Source organism: Staphylococcus sp. McC-251-APC-3A2 (assembly GCF_009695665.1).
GTDB classification, from domain to species: Bacteria; Bacillota; Bacilli; order Staphylococcales; family Staphylococcaceae; genus Staphylococcus; species Staphylococcus cohnii.
Map to the genome: position 1 here is coordinate 567,294 of NZ_VUNO01000002.1, position 17,869 is coordinate 585,162.

Sequence of the window (17,869 nt, forward strand, 5' to 3'; positions counted from 1 at the left end):
TTGTTTTGGTGTTATTGATAATAACTTTATTTAAACCTATAGTTAACCTAACGTCACAATTCCATTGTAAACGAATATGTGCTGTTTTTAAAAAATTTCCAATTATCACCCGTTTTGTTGGGCAAAAGCTTTGCCTATCGCATCTAATTTTTCTGGTGCATCATGTACATCCATGTGCACTTCTACAAAATGCATCATGTTAGGAGTTTGATTGATTTCATTTAATGCTGTTGCTAACGCATTACTTGTTGTAACATCATGTATCTTAACTTCCGTATCTTTCATACCAAACACGAACGGTAACTGCTTGTAGTCCCACATTTTGATATCGTTGTATGGTGCGCTTTCACCATGAATTTTACGTTCCACTGTATAACCATCGTTATTTATTACAAAAATAACTGGTTTTAAATCCTCACGTATGATTGTTGATAATGCTTGAACAGTTAACTGTAGTGAACCATCACCAATCAACAGCACATTTCTACGTTGTTTGTCTGCAATTTGTGTTCCTAAAGTCGCAGGTAAAGTATAACCGATTGAGCCCCATAATGGTTGTCCTATAAATGTATTATCTTTAGAGAAAAGTAAGTCATAAGCACCAAAGAATGATGTTCCTTGTTCAGCAAGTATAACGTCCTTGGGTTGAATAAATTGTTGCATTAATTTGAAATATGTTGACTGTTTTAATGGCTCATCACTTAATTCAACTGTTTCGTTGGTTAATTGATAACGCGGATAGCTTACGTCAGCCGTATAATCAATTCCCAATAAACTATCTAGTAAATCTGCAAGTCTTACTTCTTCATCGCGTAATTCATCTACTTTGAAATGATGATGATTAATCATGATTACATTTTCTAAATTGAATTTATAAGAAAATCCAGCTGTAGCAGAATCCGTAAGTTTTGCTCCAATATTCAAAATTACATCACTATGATCTACATAAGCTTTAATTTGTTCATCTGCGATCTTTCCATCATAAATACCCATATAATATTGATTTTCTTCATTGAAAGCCCCTTTACCTAAGGACAATTGAGCAACTGGTATATGTGTTTGGTTAACAAATTGTTCTAGTTTGTCATGCAGCCCAAAACTATTGATTTCATGACCAGTAATAATTAAAGGCTGCTTCGCATTTTTCAATTTGTTTTCTATTATGTCTATATAACTGTCAACATCTTGTTTGACTGGCGCCGTATATTGATACGGTGTTTGTACTTCAATATTTACAGCAGCTACATCGATAGGTAAGTGTATATGCACGGGACGTTTTTCATTAATTGCTGCATTGATTAATCTTGGAATTTCAGTTTGTGCATTTTCTGGAGTAATATATCCTTGTGCTGTCGTGATAGGTTTATACATTTTTCGATAATCATCAAATGTGCCTTCACCTAATGAATGGTGAACATATTTACCAGCACGTTCAACTTCACGAGTTGGTGCTCCTGTGATTGCTATGACTGGTACACGTTCTGCATAAGCACCTACTATACCGTTAACCGCACTTAGCTCTCCCACACCAAATGTTGTTACCATAGCACTAATGCCTTTGATTCTTGCATAGCCGTCTGCTGCATAACTAGCGTTAAGTTCATTTGTGTTACCAATCCATTCCATATCATCTCGATTGATAATATCATCTAAAAATGTAAGATTAAAATCACCAGGCACGCCAAATACTTTATCAACACCAACTGAGCGAATTGCATCCATCAAATATTGTCCTACTCTTTTTTGCATACATCATTTCTCCTTTAATGTGTTTCATTTTCATTACACATTAAATATAACTTGTTAAATAAATTAGGTCAAGTTTGTTGACTTATTTATACCTCCAAACAAAATAAAGAGACTTGCTTTCTAAAATCTAGAAAACAAACCTCTGATATAAATAATTGTATTCAGTAAATGTAACTTCGCTATACTATTGACAAAAATACTTAAAAAATTATTCTTGGTCGCCTTTCAAATATTTTACTGATTGAAATCCTTCTCTATACGAAGCAAATTCTTCCATAATTGCATACCAATCATTGCCTACTTTTTCTTGAATTTCTTTAAACATATCATTTTGCGCTTTATTTAATTTACGAACTAAGTTCCGGCCTTTTTCTGTTGGATACAACGTTTTAATACGCTTGTCCTCTGGCGCTTGTTTTTCTACAATGAATGCCTCATCTCTTAGTTTTTTTAAAGTTGCATGGCTACCTTGTTTTGAAATTTCTAGATTTTTCAATAAATCTTTAATCGAGATACCAGGGACTTTTTCAATAAAAAATAAAAATCTATGGTGTTGGCGATTCAAACCATAATCTTTAATGATTTCATCCGCTGTCGTAATAAATGTTTTATATGCAAAGTAAAATAGCAAATTTTCATAGTCATTATTTTTTATTTCCATAAGTCACAATCCTTTTTAAATATGTCTTAAAATTTTGGGAGGTAAATTTATTTCAACGCTTTAATAAAACGTTCAACGCCGTCTTTAGCAGTTTGGGGTGCGCAAGCCACATTCATTCTTAAAAACCCTCTGCCTTCTTCACCATACTTTGTCCCAGGTTCAAGCGCGACTTTACCTTTTTCTAGTAATTTTGTCATTATTTCTTCTTCAGTCAAGCCAGTTTCTCTATAATCAATCCATAACAAATAGGTTGCTTGAGGCTTTTTAATCTTTATTTGTGGTATAGCTTTGGTAATTTCTGAAATAACATAATCCATATTTGAAGAAACAATATTTATGAGCTCATTAAGCCAATCTTCTCCATGGTTGTAAGCAGATTCTAGTGCAACTGCTCCAAATGGACTAATGCGGTTAATACCTAAACCATGTGTCGTAAAATTAGCCGCTAATGCTTGTCTAACATCTTTATCAGGCGAAATAATCAGAGCAGCATGAATACCTGCTAGATTAAATGTTTTTGTAGGTGCAGTGCATGTAATGATTTTTTGTGCTTCTTTATCAGACGCTAATTTATCAAGAGGAATATGTTGATAACCTGGAAATACCAAATCGGCGTGGATTTCATCTGATAATATTAACACGTCATATTTAACACAAAGTTCAATCACTTTTTTTAAAGTGTCTTTAGACCAAACAATCCCGCCTGGATTATGTGGGTTGCATAAGATAAACATTTTCACGCCTTGCTTCAACTTTTCTTCAAAGTCTTCAAAGTCAATTGAGTAATTTCTATCATCTTCTATCAAAGCACACGTAATTAATTGTCGATTCATACCTGAAGGTAAATTGGAAAAAGGTGGGTAAACTGGAGGCGTGATTAAAACACTGTCTTTTGGAGCTGTAAATGTCTCAATAATTGACGCTATCGCAGGAACTACGCCAGAATGCGCAAGAATCCAATCTTTCCCAACATGCCACTCATGACGTTTGTTAAACCAAGATTGAATTGCATTTTTACAGTGTTCATCTAAATAAGAATAGCCAAACACGCCGTGATCGACACAATTTTTTAATGCATCAATTACTGGTTGAGGTGCCTTAAAATCCATATCTGCAATCCACATTGGCAGTATGTCTGAAGCATCATCAATATGATACACATCCTCCATCGTATCCCATTTAACTGATCTCGTCTGTTTTCTATTAACAACTTCATTAAAATTATAAGTCATTACAACCACTCCTTTATCTTAAATCACTTTACTGTTGATTCTTTTTCTCAAAAAAACAATATAACCCAAAATGACATATACCACGGCCAATGACACAAAAATAATTTCACATATCAACATGAATTGTAATAAGGTTTGTATTGGGCTCGGAAAACGCATATGATACATAAAATTAAAATAAGCAGTCGCTGTTGTTACCCATGGAAACGTTAAAGCAGCAAATGAAAATTTAAAATTGATAGCCATTAACTTAGGAATAAACGTTAATGAAACTACAAAAAGTAATTGGGATATGATAAAGCCAAATATCGTCAATATGAAGTCATCAAATTTTGCACTAATTAAAAAGCCATTAAAACAAAGTGCTGCTGGAGCCGCTATGATGACTGCCATTGGAAATTGGTTTTCGTTATATAAGCGCCAAGTTTTTTTGATTAAAATAATCGCTATTAATATTATAAAACAAAAAGTTGCTATATATACCGTGAATTCACCTAAAACTGGATTAAATTCTTTTGCAGTTTCAGATATTACACCTATTCCTACAAATGTGACAAACCAACTCGTATTCGGCAAAACACTACCTTTGTTATGTAATATTAGATGATAGTAAATGAAACCTGCGATAATGATGAATTGGATGATAATGGTTAACCACCATAACCATATTAGTATACCTAGATTGACGTTTAAGTGATGCTTTATGATGTAAATGATTGTCATTAGAGCCATTGGAAAAGTTGGGAAAGTAGCACAGATATTACGATCGCTCAATTCATCCCGTACTGTATTGGGATATAATATGCATTTTTGTATAAATAACAATAAAATGATACAACTCAATATAAAAAATAACACCGCTAAGCCATGCCAAGTCATATTAAACAGCAAATTACTAAGTGACGCGATCCCTAATGCTAATCCACAAATAGCTGTTGGTAATACTTTTATCAATTTATAAAACATAATTTTTAATCCTTTTATATTATATAGTTATATGATTACTATACTATGTCCATACTATTTATGTGTAAAATAAGATTATTATTTCATAATCGTTTTTTCATTTGACTTAATTTACTATGCCTTTATCTGTACATTGATTCAATTGGTACGCATAGTTGAATGTCTCATTTATATCAGTATATTAATCTTCAATAACGTCTAGTCCTTTGTCTCGCAATTCCTTTATGCCTTTGAGCATTTGATTAATTTCGTCATCCGAATGTCTTTCCCATGCGCTTAATTCCGCGACAATTTTCAGTGGTTCACTAGAGCGATAAGAAAGCGTTGGATTGCCAGGAAATTTTTTATCTGTGACATTCGGATCGTCTTCGAACTCTCCTAATGGTTCAACAACATAAATATGCTCTTCTGCTATATCTTTAGACAAAGCAACTGCAAGTTCAGCTCCCCATTTTGCTGCTTCTAATGTACCAGTGAAATATATATGATTCATAATTCGGTCCTGATAATTAGATTTATACAAAGGATATAATAAATCACCAATCTCCAATTCAGCTTTCGTCCCATGTAAATATAAATTTTGCCCAAACTGCGCTTTTGTACTGTTCATCGTGTAGCCCCCTTCATAATCATTAAGCTGTTAAATTATTATATGCAATATCTATTGGAAAATACAGACTATAATATCTGAAATTCTCATAGTATAATTAAAGCAAAGGACATTTTAAATTTTTATAACTTTATATCATTTTTGAACAATTGCTAATTATAAAAAATAATGAATAACATAGCGGTATTTAAAAAACTTCTCCTTTTTTATATCTAAACAAAAGCGGGGCTACTAAACTTCAATTCGTTTAGATAGCCCCGTTTTATATACGATAATGATATTTAACTTACTAAGCATTAAACCCACTATTTAAATGGACTAACTCATCTGCTTTATCTGTAAAGACGCCGTCTACGCCCCAATTTGACAATTGATTTGCCCTCATTTTACTATTTACAGTCCATACATTTAACTCATAACCTGCATTTTTAATTGAACGCACGCGTGCTTGACTCAGTTTTGCATCTTCTATATTGACAATCGTTGATCCACAATAATCTAAAAGTGTTCTCCAATCACCTGTAAAAGCTGCTGCTTTAAAAAGAACTGCCCGCTTAAATTGTGGCATTAATTGCTGTGATAATTTCAATAAAACAATATTAAAACTAGATAATAAAACGTCCGAGCTTGAATTTAATGCTTTTAATTTTTCTGCAATTTGTTTAACCATACTTTCTGATAAAGCACTGCCATTTCCACCAGTTACACCCTTTAATTCTATATTTAAATTCATTTTATATTTATTAGCAAATGCAATCACATCATCAAAAGTCGGTAATTTTTCTTCTGCATACTTTGCATTAAACCAATTACCAGCAGATACATTTTTGATTGCATCATAATTTAATTGTGTAATTTCACCTATCATATCTGTTGTTCGATCTAAAAAATCGTCATGAATAATGACCAGCTGTTCATCTTTTGTAATTGCAACATCAAGCTCAATCCATTTTAATCCAGTCACATTTGCTGCTGCTTCAAATGCTGCCAACGTATTTTCAGGAGCTTTACTTGATAATCCTCTATGAGCATAAACTGTAAACATATCATCTTCCCTTTCAATGTGATTTTAGTGTAATTATGATATGTCATGAACCATAATTCAAATTATCTAAGTTATTATCGACAAAAAATCATAGTTTACAGTCGAAAATCAAACAAAAAGTCGCCTTCTACATCCTTAAAAGGATTTCAAAGGCGACCAATATGTGTCGTATATTATGATTTTGAATTTACATATGAAGTTGGATCAACAGAATATCCGTTACCCACGCCACCTGACATACGTTGGAAATGTAGATGAGGTGCAGTAGAATTTCCTGTGCTTCCTGATAAACCAATTTGTTGTCCTTCTTTAACTTCTTGGCCAGATTTAACATTTAAAGAATTCATATGCATATACCATTGATAGTTATCACTGTTTTTCTCTTGGATTGTAACTTGGTTACCACCACCATAATTACTCCAACCACTTTGAATTACAGTACCATCTGCTAGTGAATAAACAGGTGTATTTTCATCCATAGCATAGTCAACGCCATAGTGTGCACCACCGCCATGGTAGCTACCATAAGGTTGTAATTGACGGTTTTTAGTTAACCAATTGGATGAATGCGTACTATTATTACTACTACTGTTTGACGCTGCTTCTGATTGTGTATTGTTTTGTTGTGGTGCAGCTTGTTGTTGTGGTGTTGAATCATTACTTGATGTAGCGTTTTGTTGTACATCATTAGTACCATTATTTTGTGTGTAATTCGTTTCATAATTGTTATTTGTTGATGCGTTATTTTGTGTATTATTTTCTACATTATTTTGTGCATTATTTGCTGTATTGTTTACGTTATTAGAATTACTTTGTGCTGTTTGTTCAGATTCAGTGCTTTGGTTCGTTGTTGCACTATTATCAACATCATTGTTTTGTGATGGTTGGTTAATGTCATAACCTTCTGATTGTACTTCTTCATGACTTTGGTCATCAGTGTAGTTATTATCATCTGAAGCATTTACATTTTCAACGTTTGAAGTGTTAGCACTTTGATTATTCATTGGGAAATAATAGTAATGATAATTCCCTTCATTATCTATTAAATAGAAATAATATTGTTGTTGATCAAACATAGATTGATCCCAGTTTCCATCTAATGTGTGATGATAGTTCCCATTATCATCTTGATCGATATAACCATAGTTAAAAATATCACTATTCGCGTGATTGCTTGTATATTGTGTATTTGATTGATTGTTTTCTGAAGCGTGTGCTTCTCCCTGTGCGACACCAATTGCACCTAAAGATAACGTAGCAATTGTTGCTGTAACCATTTTTTTCATAATTAATAAGTCCTCCCAAAATTTTTACATACATAATAGTATCAGAGAAACTGTATAAAGAGAATAGCAGAAACTGTTTTTTAATTTGTTAGTAATTTGTTTGTGATGTAACGTAAATTTTTTGAAAATTCCTTCTAGATAAGCAGATAGCGTTTCCATTACTTTTAATTGAACCCTATACATCTATATTACAGTTGTTGTAAATCGACTATAACAGTTAACTTTTTACACTTAACCTCCTAATTTCATATCCATTTTTTTCTTAAATATTACAAATTACTTTATCAAAAATTAAAAGCAGTGTCTTTTTGGTATGCTATATTACGTGCTAACATAGAACTATTAATTAAAAGTGAGGGATTCAACATGTATGAAGTTCATAATAATTATGCAGTAAAAGGATCAAAGACATATATTAAAGTAATTGTGGCTCTTTTTATTTCTGGATTCACCATATTTTCAATACTTTATAGTGTTCAACCATTAATCCCTCATTTCACAAAATCTTTTAATGTGAGCGAAACAAAGGCAAGTTTAGCTTTATCATCAGCAACTTTAACACTTGCCTTTGCCATGCTATTTTTCGGAGCCATATCTGAAGTGTTAGGCCGTAAACCTATAATGATTTTTTCCGTTCTTTCTGTATCCTTACTCGCCTTAATCCAACCATTTTTAACAGATTTCAATACCTTTTTAATTGTACGATTGATACAAGGCATATGTTTAGCTGGTTTACCATCAATCGCAATGGCATATATTGGTGAGGAAATTTCTTCGCACAATCTACCTGAAGCGATGGGCATTTATATTAGTGGAAACGCTTTTGGTGGTGCCTTTGGAAGAATATTCACCGGCTTTATTTCAAGTATTTATGGATACCAAACTGGCCTAATTTGCATAGGTGTTATCAGTGTCATTGCAGCCATTTTATTTACATTTTTATTACCATCATCTAAACATTTTGATAAACAGCGTTTTTCTGTCAAAGCATTATTAATTAGTTATTATAAACATCTAACAAATATTCGATTACTCAAACCTTTTATGATTGGCTTTCTGCTACTTGGTTGTAACATAGCTGCCTTTAACTATATTGGTTTCGTGTTATCAGAAAAGCCATACAATTTACATGATAGTATCATTAGTTTTATATATTTATTGTTTTTAATAGGTATGATTTCCTCAATACTAAATGCAAAATTACGTACTAAATTAGGTACTTTAAATGCTTTGAAATTTAGTGTTTTATTGTTAATTTTTGGTATTAACATCACTTTATTACCACCGCTAACATTCAAAATTATTGGCTTAGCCTTTAGTGTTTATGCTTTTTTTAGTGGTCATGCAATCGCAAGTGCAGTAGTTACCAGTCGTGCGGAAGATCATAAAGCACAGGCTTCTAGCCTCTACTTATTGTTTTATTATATGGGGTCTTCTGTAGGAGGTACTTTAGCCGGTGTGTTTTATAACTATATTCAATGGCCAGGTGTCGTTTTAATGATTACTAGTTTTATGATTATTGCATTCGTTATTTCGCTTACCATTAAGCAAAAATAGGCTTGAAAATCTAAAATTTTAAGATTTTCAAGCCTATTTATATATTCAAACTTTTACTATTGTATTGTTGTTTCCATATTAGATTCAAATTCATCTAGTAATTCACGTGCTTCGTCAGTCGTATTTGTGCTCATCAGTTGATGTCTTAACTCACTTGCACCCCTGATACCACGCACATATATTTTAAAGAATCTGCGCAACGGTTTAAACAAGCGTGTTTCTTCTTGTGAATATTTGTCGAACAAATCAAGATGAAGTCTTAGCAAGTCTAAAAGTTCCGCACTCGTATGTTCTCTTGGTTCTTTTTCAAAGGCATAAGGATTATGGAAAATTCCTCGACCAATCATAATGCCATCAATACCATACTTTTCTGCCAGTTCAAGTCCTGTTTTTCTATCTGGAATGTCACCATTTATCGTTAATAATGTGTCTGGTGCAATTTCATCACGCAGTTGTTTTATTTCGCCGATTAATTCCCAGTGTGCGTCTACCTTACTCATCTCTCTACGTGTACGAAGGTGGATGGATAGATTCGCAATATCTTGTTTGAAAACATGTTTCAACCATTCTCTCCACTCATCAATTTCAGAATAACCTAATCGCGTTTTAACACTTACAGGTAGTCCTCCTGCTTTAGATGCTTGAATAATTTCAGCTGCTGTTTCTGGGCGTAGTATTAAACCTGAACCCTTACCTTTTGTTGCAACATTCGCAACTGGACAACCCATATTCAAATCAATACCTTTAAAACCCATCTCTGCCATACCAATACTCATTTCACGAAAATGTTCAGGTTTATCTCCCCAAATGTGTGCAACGATGGGTTGTTCGTCTTCTGTAAACGTTAAACGGCCACGTACACTGTGTACACCTTCAGGGTGACAAAAGCTTTCCGTATTTGTAAACTCAGTGAAAAAGACATCAGGTCTTCCCGCTTCACTGACCACATGACGAAAGACTACATCTGTTACGTCTTCCATAGGCGCCAAAACAAAAAATGGACGCGGTAATTCACGCCAAAAATTTTCTTTCATATATTTTTTAACCTTCTTATCTATTATTATCTCGAATTTTTATTCATGACGATATTACCACAAAAATAAGACTTATACAAAAAGATTTAAACACTCCAAAAAGCAACTCCCAACTAAGACTCATTACTTAAATAATTGAAACGTCACACACAATCACTAAAAAGTCTATTGTACGCTTGAATGACTCAGAAAGCAGTTCAAGATATACACATGGAAACAATCTATATTATTATTTCTTCATATCTTTAGCAAAAACATCAAAGTTATAAGACAAATTTCATTTAATTCCTAGTCCGATAACTATACATACTACTAAATAAACCTACACATAAAATAACAGCAGCAAAAATCAATGCTGCATTGAAGTTCCCTTCGTTTCCAATTAATAACCCAGATAATGCAGGTGCAATCATTTGTCCCAAACTGTATATAACAGTCAATATCGCAACTAAGTTCAATCTACTATTATTCTGATACATTAAAGCTTGTGCTTTGGACATAAATAATGTAGTAAGCCCTAAAAACGTTGAACCAAATAATAATGAACTTAATATTAAACTCAACATACTTTCTGATAATATCGGTAAAATAACACTTATTATTTGTAAAATAAAAGCTAAATACGTTGCCTTACCATGACCTAAAACATCGGCCAACATAGACCAAAGAATAGTTGATGGTATTGCACCTAATCCAACAAACATCCAACTTAATGCCGCATAATCTGACAACGAGGGTATTGATTTAACAATAGCCACTAAAAAAGTGCCCGTAATAATATATCCGGCTCCTTCACAAAAATACGCAATGGAAAAGCCCCAAATAAATTTTTTCTTTAATTTATTAGATACATCAGCTTGATTTTCGTTTGTTTTATGACTTTCGTATTCAGCAACATCATTTTCATGCATACCAAATATAATAAAAATCGCCATGATTAATGAAAAAATACCGAGCAAAACCCAAGTCGATTTCCATGTATTAACTGAAGTAAATAAAAAAATAAAGATACTACTTGTAAAAATGCCTAACCCTACACCACTATATAGCAAACCAGAAATACGTTCTTTTCGAACCATTTTTAATGCTTCTAACGCAACATTCGATGCCAATACAAAAACAGTACCACTAGAAACACCAGCAACAAATCTAAAAATTGCCCATGAGATATAACTATCAAAAACACCCATGAATAGTGTTGAAATTATATTGATAATTAAATATATTTTAAGATCCACTACCTTATTAAATACAATAATCCAAATTGGAATCATTGCTCCAATAAGATATCCTAAGTAGTTATATGTAGCTAACATACCAGCACTTGGATTATCCATACCGCTATTAAGCTGCATAAAAGGCATAATGGGGGTATATGCAAAACGTCCAATTGCCATAACAATAAACAAACACAACATACCTAAAATAAGTTGCTTATATGCTCGTCTCATACTTTACACACCTTTCAACAAATCAATTACATTATACACTTTTTATAATTTTTACATATCCCTTTTATTAATAATTAATAATATTATCTTTAACCCCCTTTTAATTTTGAATTAGTAAGTATAAAATAGGCTTTATTATTATTTTGAATTTTCAGACTTTTTATTAGGAGGATTGTTATGAAACAACAAAACATTCTTTGGAAAGATTGGAGATTACATGGCATTGTTTTAATCATTATGATCATTTCTGAAGTAATCGGCGCACATAAAATACCATTAGGTATAACATCAATCCTTTTATTACCAGTAGTTTATGCAGTATTACTCGGTTTGGGCGTATATTTCACACCTATTATCAGTAAAAGACAAGCTAAGAATTCTGAACCAATGGTCTTTATTTCTGTAGCATTACTCATAGCAAAATTCGGGGTAGAGGCTGGACCTGCACTTCCTAAAATCATTGCTGCTGGACCCGCTTTAATACTTCAAGAAGCCGGTAATTTAGCTACTATTATTATTTCATTACCGCTGGCTATACTTTTAGGTTTACGTAGAGAATCTATAGGCATGACACATTCAATAGGAAGAGAACCCAATTTAGCACTTATCACTGAAAAATATGGTATCACTTCTCCTGAATGGCGAGGCGTCATGTCCATGTATATATTCGGAACAATATTTGGAGCAATATTTTTTAGTGTTTTCTCCGGTATTCTAATCTCTGTTTTACCATTTAGCCCATTAGCATTTGCAATGGCGACAGGCGTAGGAAGTGGTGTTATGACTGCTGCTGCACTAGGTCCCTTAGTTGAAATGTATCCTGACCAAGCTAGTACAATCACAGCATTTTCTGGTGTGAGTAATTTACTCACATCTGTCACAGGGCTTTATGTAGGTATATTAATTGCTCTACCATTAACTCGAAAATACTACAGCTTTATTATGCATATCAAATCAAAATTCACAAAAGATAAGGAGCAATGATAATGAATTCGAAAGTTAAAAACTGGATACTCACATTATGTGTGGTAGGCATTATTTCACTCTTTAGTAATTGGATTGGTTATAATGTAATGCCTATAGTAGCTTTACCTGGCATCCTTACGTTAATGGGTATTTCATTAATAGGTTTAATCTTACGTGATATTGTTCCTCTAAACATACCTAGTATTGCTTATATTGGTATAATTGGGCTCATCATTACAATACCTGGCATACCTGGATCATCACACATTGTTGAGTGGACTGAAAAAGTAGATCTGTTGTCATTAGCTACACCAGTTGTTGCATATGCAGGCGTTTCTATAGGAAATTCGTGGGCCGATTTTGCTAAGTTAGGTTGGAAAACAATTGTCGTCGGTATCGTAATCTTACTCAGTACATACGTAGGTTCTGCCCTTGTAGCAGAAATTGTTTTAAGAATTCAAGGTTTAGCATAATTTACACATAATAATATCCCCATACAAACAATTCAACCTGTTGTTTATATGGGGATATTAAAATTAATCATTCTTTTAAATATAATAAATAAACACTATAAAGTTCAATAAAAAGAGTACAATAGCTGGAATTGCTTTTTTAATTGGGTCCTTGCCTAAGAAAATCAATGAGATTGCACCAACAAACATCGTTGCACCTAATAATATACTTGATAATAATGCAATCACGCTATACAACACACCTATCAACATGCCCAGGCCACCTACAAATTCAAAAATTCCTGTAATTTGATTAAAGATAGGTGGGTAGCCAAGACGCGCAAAATCTTGTTTCATTGCACCAGATAAAATTTTAGACCCTGTCATGATAAAAAATATTCCCAAAATGATTTGCAATATAATGATAATAATACTCATTTTAACGACCCCTTTTCATTTTTATCTTAGTCACGCGCTACCAAACCAGAAATCATATAAGGCGTGATGCGTTTAATATAATCTTCAGGTAACATTTCATTATTCTTTTGATACCATGTTTCAGCTGCTTTATAGATACTTGCACTTATCATGTTTGCAGCCAATTGTCGTGTGCTATCATCTTCAAAATCAATATCAGCCAACAATTTATACAATACATTTGCAATATGTTCTTGAACAATATGATCTATCGTCTCTGGATAACTTCTATGACATCTTCTATTTAAAGACAATTGAAACTCTGCCACTACTTTAAAGATATCGACAATTGTTCTTTCATTCAATGGATTATCTTTAAAATATTCATAATTTAAATTAATTAATAGTTCTTCAGCAAGCGCTTTTTCTAACAAATCATAGATATCACTAAAATGATAATAGAACGTAGCTCTATTGATAAGTGCCTCTTGTGTAATATCTTTCACAGTTATACTTTTAAAATCTTTATCACTAGACAATTGGATAAAAGCTTGCATAATAGATTTTCTCGTTTTAATGACGCGCAAGTCTGATTTTGATTGTACCATTCGACTCCCTCATTTTCTCCCAACATTAGATACTAAATGTTGAATATTCAACATTTTCTACAATTTGTTGGTACTTATTATTCATATTACTACTTATCATAAGAGTATATCAATTTAATTAAACTACGGAGGTACAATTATGAAAAAAAATATGGTGTGTGATATTTATTCGGGTGTTTGCAAACCGAGTGAAGAAAAAGAAGTAGAAGACATTAACTTAAATAACCAAAGTCCTAATTTAACTTTATATTATGTAACTGATCCTATGTGTTCACATTGTTGGGCTTTCGAACCAATTTTAAATAAACTATTAGTACAATACGGTCATTTGTTTAATTTTCAAATGATTATGGGCGGCCTTTTAGAAGCTTGGGGGGATGGGCCTATTGACCCTGCAAATGGCATTTATAAACCGGCTGATGTGACACCACATTGGCAAGAAGTAGGTCAATATTCACGCATGCCTATCGATGGTACGATTATGGAAATAGATCCTGTGCAATCTTCATACCCAGCATCTCGGTTGTATAAAGCGATTCAGCAATTAGATTCTCCGGCTACTGCTATTGAATTTATTAGATTAGTTAGAGAAGCTGTTTTCGTCTTTAACCAAAATATTTCTGATGACAAAATACTTAAATCAATTGTACAAACTTTATATAAAAATAATAAATCAATTAATATTGAAATTATTTTTGATTTAGCAAATAGTACGCAAGGTCAGCAATTACTATCAAACGATTTTAACTTGGTACGTGAATTAGGTGTTCGAGGTTTCCCTACAGTTGTCATAGTAAATAACGATAACCAAGGTACTAAAATTGTAGGCGCTAGAGATTTAAATGTTTATATAGATACACTTAAAAAACTTAGCAGCAATGAAAAAACCGTTTCAAAACCTTTGCCAGATTTAGAATTATATTTAAAAAAACAACATCGCTTATTTTCTAAAGAAATTGAAGTTATGTATGACATTAAACAAGACGAAGTACCAAATTTTGTTAAACAAAATTTAAATCCTTCAGTTTACATAGCTAAAAATATACTTGGTGAAAATTATTATGAATTTATTTTATCGTAATATGTCACAACCTTACTGACGTTGTGAACGAAACAGTTGACGGTCATAGAACACTATATGTACATGCACAATTAAAATGTGAGTAATTCATAAAAAACGTTAATTTAAAGTGTCAATTACGCAATTATATCGCCTTTTTAGTTTTTCAAATATTCATTGTAATTAAAAGTTTCTATACTATTAGTTACAATGATATTTTTATTTAGCTGCGTTTCTAAGTATCTACTCACTTCACAAACTGCATTTATTTCTAATGATTCTATGTCATTCATTTCAATTACTACAAAGTCTAACTCTTTAACACTGTGATTCGTTTGAGAAAGTATACTATAAATATGTTGTAGCAATTCTTCATTATATTTGTCTTTCGAAATTGCTACTACTTTTGAATTAATTGGTTCTTGATTTTTATTACGTAAATAAAACAATGTATTACCTTTACTATATTGAACAATAATATACATACAATAACCCCGTTTTATTATTTAATAACCTGTAATTACTATATACACATTACGTACAATTAATAAACAATTTTTAATAAATCACACTCTATTTATTAAAATATAATTTCACAATTATATATGTTCTTTTTTTACATGATTCCTATCACAATATAAAAAACCTGAGACTATAATTGTCTCAGGTTTCTTTAGTTTAATATTATTTTTTATATTTACTACTTATCTTCTTCATTTTTTCTACGACGCTTGATAAATAGTAATAATGCTCCCAAGCCTGCAAATAATGAACCGAATAAAGTACCTTTATTAACTTCGTCTTTTCCTGTTTCAGGTAATTCATATTTATTATCGTTGTTTTTTCTAGAGTTGTCAGAACGCGTATTTACTATTTCTGAATTATTATTTTGTTTTATTTCAGAACTAGTGTCGCTATTAGATGGCTGACTTATATCTGAAATTTCTGCTGAGTCTGGTTTTTGAGTATTTGAGTTTCCTACTGTACCTGGATTTTCTCCGTTACCTGGATTCTCTCCATTGCTTGGATTTTCTCCATTAACTGGATTCTCTCCGCTACCTGGATTTTCTCCATTAACTGGATTCTCTCCGTTACCTGGATTTTCTCCATTACCTGGATTCTCTCCGTTACCTGGATTTTCTCCGTTGTCTGGATTTTCTCCATTGCCTGGATTCTCTCCATTGCCTGGATTCTCTCCATTGCCTGGATTCTCTCCGTTACCTGGATTCTCTCCGTTACCTGGATTTTCTCCGTTACCTGGATTTTCTCCGTTGCCTGGATTCTCTCCGTTACCTGGATTTTCTCCATTACCTGGATTCTCTCCATTGCCTGGATTCTCTCCGTTACCTGGATTTTCTCCGTTGCCTGGATTTTCTCCCGTAGTACTTACTATAACAATATTTGGTTTAGATACATTACCATTTTTATCTTTTGCTGTGACTTGTAATTCTTCGCCACCTTTTAAATCTATGCTAGATGGAATTTCAATTGTATAGTTGCCTTGGTCATCAGTTTTGCCTGTTGCTGTTGTTCCGTCTGGGAACGTTACTGTGACTGTTGATCCTGGTTCTGCTGTGCCACCAATTGTTGTGTCGTCACTTGTTACACCGTTCACCGTTGGTGCTGATGGAGCTGTCGTATCTTTAACGGTTGTCGTCGCTTCTTCTGATGTATTGCCATCTTTATCTTTAGCAGTAACTATAATATCTTCTCCGCCATCTAATTTGACATTTGATGGAATATCAATTGTGTAGTTGCCTTCACTGTCTGCAGTACCTGTTGCCGTTGTCCCATCTGGGAACGTTACTGTGACCGTTGATCCTGGCTCTGCTGTGCCACCAATTGTTGTATCTTCGCTTGTTACGCCTTTCACCGTCGGTGCTTCTGGTGCTGTTGTATCTACTACTGTTGTTGTTGCTTCTGACGATGTGTTGCCATCTTTATCTGTTGCTACAACTTTGATTGGCTCCCCACCGTCTAAGTCCACATCTGATGGGATTTCAATTGTATAGTTGCCTTCACTGTCTGCAGTACCTGTTGCCGTTGTCCCATCTGGGAACGTTACTGTGACTGTTGATCCTGGTTCTGCTGTTCCACCAATTGTTGTGTCGTCACTTGTTACACCGTTCACCGTTGGTGCTGATGGAGCTGTTGTATCTACTACTGTTGTCGTAGTTTCTTCTGATTTGTTGCCATCTTTATCTGTTGCTACAACTTTGATCTCTTCTCCACCGTCTAAGTCTACATCTGATGGAATTTCAATTGTGTAGTTGCCTTGGTCATCAGTTTTGCCTGTTGCTGTTGTTCCGTCTGGGAACGTTACTGTGACTGTTGATCCTGGCTCTGCCGTGCCACTAATTGTTGTATCTTCGCTTGTTACACCTTTCACCGTCGGTGCTTCTGGTGCTGTTGTGTCTACTACTGTTGTTGTTGCTTCTGACGATGTGTTGCCATCTTTATCTGTTGCTACCACTTTGATGTCTTCTCCGCCATCTAATTTGACATTTGATGGAATTTCGATTGTATAGTTGCCCTTGTCATCAGCTGTTCCTGTTGCCGTTGTGCCATCTGGGAACGTTACTGTAACTGTTGATCCTGGCTCTGCTGTGCCACCAATTGTTGTATCTTCACTTGTTATGTCTTTCACCGTTGGTGCTGATGGAGCTGTCGTGTCTACTACTGTTGTCGTTGCTTCTGACGATGTATTGCCATCTTTATCTGTTGCTGTTACGACAATGTCTTCTCCACCGTCTAAGTCCACATCTGATGGAATTT

Annotated in this window: 17 protein-coding genes; 4 read left to right on the forward strand and 13 right to left on the reverse strand. The window is 33.5% G+C overall.

What is annotated here, in order from left to right:
* Positions 1-105: 105 nt before the first annotated feature.
* From FYJ81_RS07530 to FYJ81_RS07560, 7 genes are all read right to left on the reverse strand, one after another.
* A complete protein-coding gene (locus tag FYJ81_RS07530; RefSeq protein ID WP_119517544.1) occupies positions 106-1,749 on the reverse strand; it encodes an alpha-keto acid decarboxylase family protein in 1,644 nt (547 codons plus the stop codon).
* 208 nt (positions 1,750-1,957) lie between these two features.
* Positions 1,958-2,410: a MarR family winged helix-turn-helix transcriptional regulator gene (locus FYJ81_RS07535; RefSeq protein ID WP_019469146.1), complete on the reverse strand. Its 453-nt coding sequence runs from the start codon at positions 2,408-2,410 to the stop codon at positions 1,958-1,960.
* A 47-nt stretch (positions 2,411-2,457) separates the two neighbouring features.
* Entirely contained in the window at positions 2,458-3,642 is a 1,185-nt protein-coding gene (locus FYJ81_RS07540) for a MalY/PatB family protein (protein WP_119517543.1), read from the reverse strand.
* A gap of 18 nt (positions 3,643-3,660) precedes the next feature.
* Complete coding sequence (locus FYJ81_RS07545; protein WP_107504449.1) at positions 3,661-4,608, reverse strand: permease; 948 nt, start codon at positions 4,606-4,608, stop codon at positions 3,661-3,663.
* A gap of 181 nt (positions 4,609-4,789) precedes the next feature.
* Entirely contained in the window at positions 4,790-5,218 is a 429-nt protein-coding gene (arr, locus tag FYJ81_RS07550; RefSeq protein ID WP_107385757.1) for an NAD(+)--rifampin ADP-ribosyltransferase, read from the reverse strand.
* Between the two features lie 289 nt (positions 5,219-5,507).
* The gene (locus FYJ81_RS07555; RefSeq protein ID WP_107385756.1) at positions 5,508-6,263 is read right to left on the reverse strand and encodes a glycerophosphoryl diester phosphodiesterase; all 756 of its coding nucleotides are present in this window, start codon (positions 6,261-6,263) and stop codon (positions 5,508-5,510) included.
* A gap of 173 nt (positions 6,264-6,436) precedes the next feature.
* A complete protein-coding gene (locus FYJ81_RS07560; RefSeq protein ID WP_119517542.1) occupies positions 6,437-7,549 on the reverse strand; it encodes a M23 family metallopeptidase in 1,113 nt (370 codons plus the stop codon).
* Between the two features lie 366 nt (positions 7,550-7,915).
* Here FYJ81_RS07560 and FYJ81_RS07565 point away from each other — a divergent pair, with 366 nt between their 5' ends.
* Positions 7,916-9,106 carry an MFS transporter gene (locus FYJ81_RS07565; RefSeq protein ID WP_019469153.1) on the forward strand — a complete coding sequence of 397 codons (1,191 nt, stop codon included), beginning with the start codon at positions 7,916-7,918 and terminating at the stop codon, positions 9,104-9,106.
* Positions 9,107-9,162: 56 nt separating this feature from the next.
* Here FYJ81_RS07565 and FYJ81_RS07570 read toward each other — a convergent pair whose 3' ends face one another.
* Both FYJ81_RS07570 and FYJ81_RS07575 read right to left on the reverse strand, forming a co-directional pair.
* Positions 9,163-10,140 carry a tRNA dihydrouridine synthase gene (locus FYJ81_RS07570; protein ID WP_107386335.1) on the reverse strand — a complete coding sequence of 326 codons (978 nt, stop codon included), beginning with the start codon at positions 10,138-10,140 and terminating at the stop codon, positions 9,163-9,165.
* Between the two features lie 281 nt (positions 10,141-10,421).
* Positions 10,422-11,591, reverse strand: coding sequence for a YbfB/YjiJ family MFS transporter (locus FYJ81_RS07575; protein WP_119517541.1), 1,170 nt, complete (start codon positions 11,589-11,591; stop codon positions 10,422-10,424).
* Between the two features lie 177 nt (positions 11,592-11,768).
* Here FYJ81_RS07575 and FYJ81_RS07580 point away from each other — a divergent pair, with 177 nt between their 5' ends.
* Both FYJ81_RS07580 and FYJ81_RS07585 read left to right on the forward strand, forming a co-directional pair.
* Positions 11,769-12,575 carry a DUF3100 domain-containing protein gene (locus tag FYJ81_RS07580; RefSeq protein ID WP_040030330.1) on the forward strand — a complete coding sequence of 269 codons (807 nt, stop codon included), beginning with the start codon at positions 11,769-11,771 and terminating at the stop codon, positions 12,573-12,575.
* A gap of 2 nt (positions 12,576-12,577) precedes the next feature.
* The gene (locus FYJ81_RS07585) at positions 12,578-13,030 is read left to right on the forward strand and encodes a hypothetical protein (RefSeq protein WP_154409514.1); all 453 of its coding nucleotides are present in this window, start codon (positions 12,578-12,580) and stop codon (positions 13,028-13,030) included.
* Positions 13,031-13,105: 75 nt separating this feature from the next.
* Here the strand turns inward: FYJ81_RS07585 and FYJ81_RS07590 are convergent, their stop codons facing one another.
* Both FYJ81_RS07590 and FYJ81_RS07595 read right to left on the reverse strand, forming a co-directional pair.
* Positions 13,106-13,447 carry a DoxX family protein gene (locus tag FYJ81_RS07590; RefSeq protein ID WP_040030332.1) on the reverse strand — a complete coding sequence of 114 codons (342 nt, stop codon included), beginning with the start codon at positions 13,445-13,447 and terminating at the stop codon, positions 13,106-13,108.
* A 26-nt stretch (positions 13,448-13,473) separates the two neighbouring features.
* On the reverse strand, positions 13,474-14,034 hold the full coding sequence (locus FYJ81_RS07595; protein ID WP_119535390.1) for a TetR family transcriptional regulator: 561 nt from the start codon (positions 14,032-14,034) through the stop codon (positions 13,474-13,476).
* Positions 14,035-14,173: 139 nt separating this feature from the next.
* Here FYJ81_RS07595 and FYJ81_RS07600 point away from each other — a divergent pair, with 139 nt between their 5' ends.
* Positions 14,174-15,115: a DsbA family protein gene (locus tag FYJ81_RS07600; protein WP_154409515.1), complete on the forward strand. Its 942-nt coding sequence runs from the start codon at positions 14,174-14,176 to the stop codon at positions 15,113-15,115.
* Positions 15,116-15,252: 137 nt separating this feature from the next.
* Here FYJ81_RS07600 and FYJ81_RS07605 read toward each other — a convergent pair whose 3' ends face one another.
* On the reverse strand, positions 15,253-15,579 hold the full coding sequence (locus FYJ81_RS07605; protein ID WP_070704587.1) for a hypothetical protein: 327 nt from the start codon (positions 15,577-15,579) through the stop codon (positions 15,253-15,255).
* A 215-nt stretch (positions 15,580-15,794) separates the two neighbouring features.
* Positions 15,795-17,869, reverse strand: a 2,075-nt coding sequence (locus tag FYJ81_RS07610; RefSeq protein WP_154409516.1) for an Ig-like domain-containing protein, incomplete at its 5' end; no start/stop codon positions are given.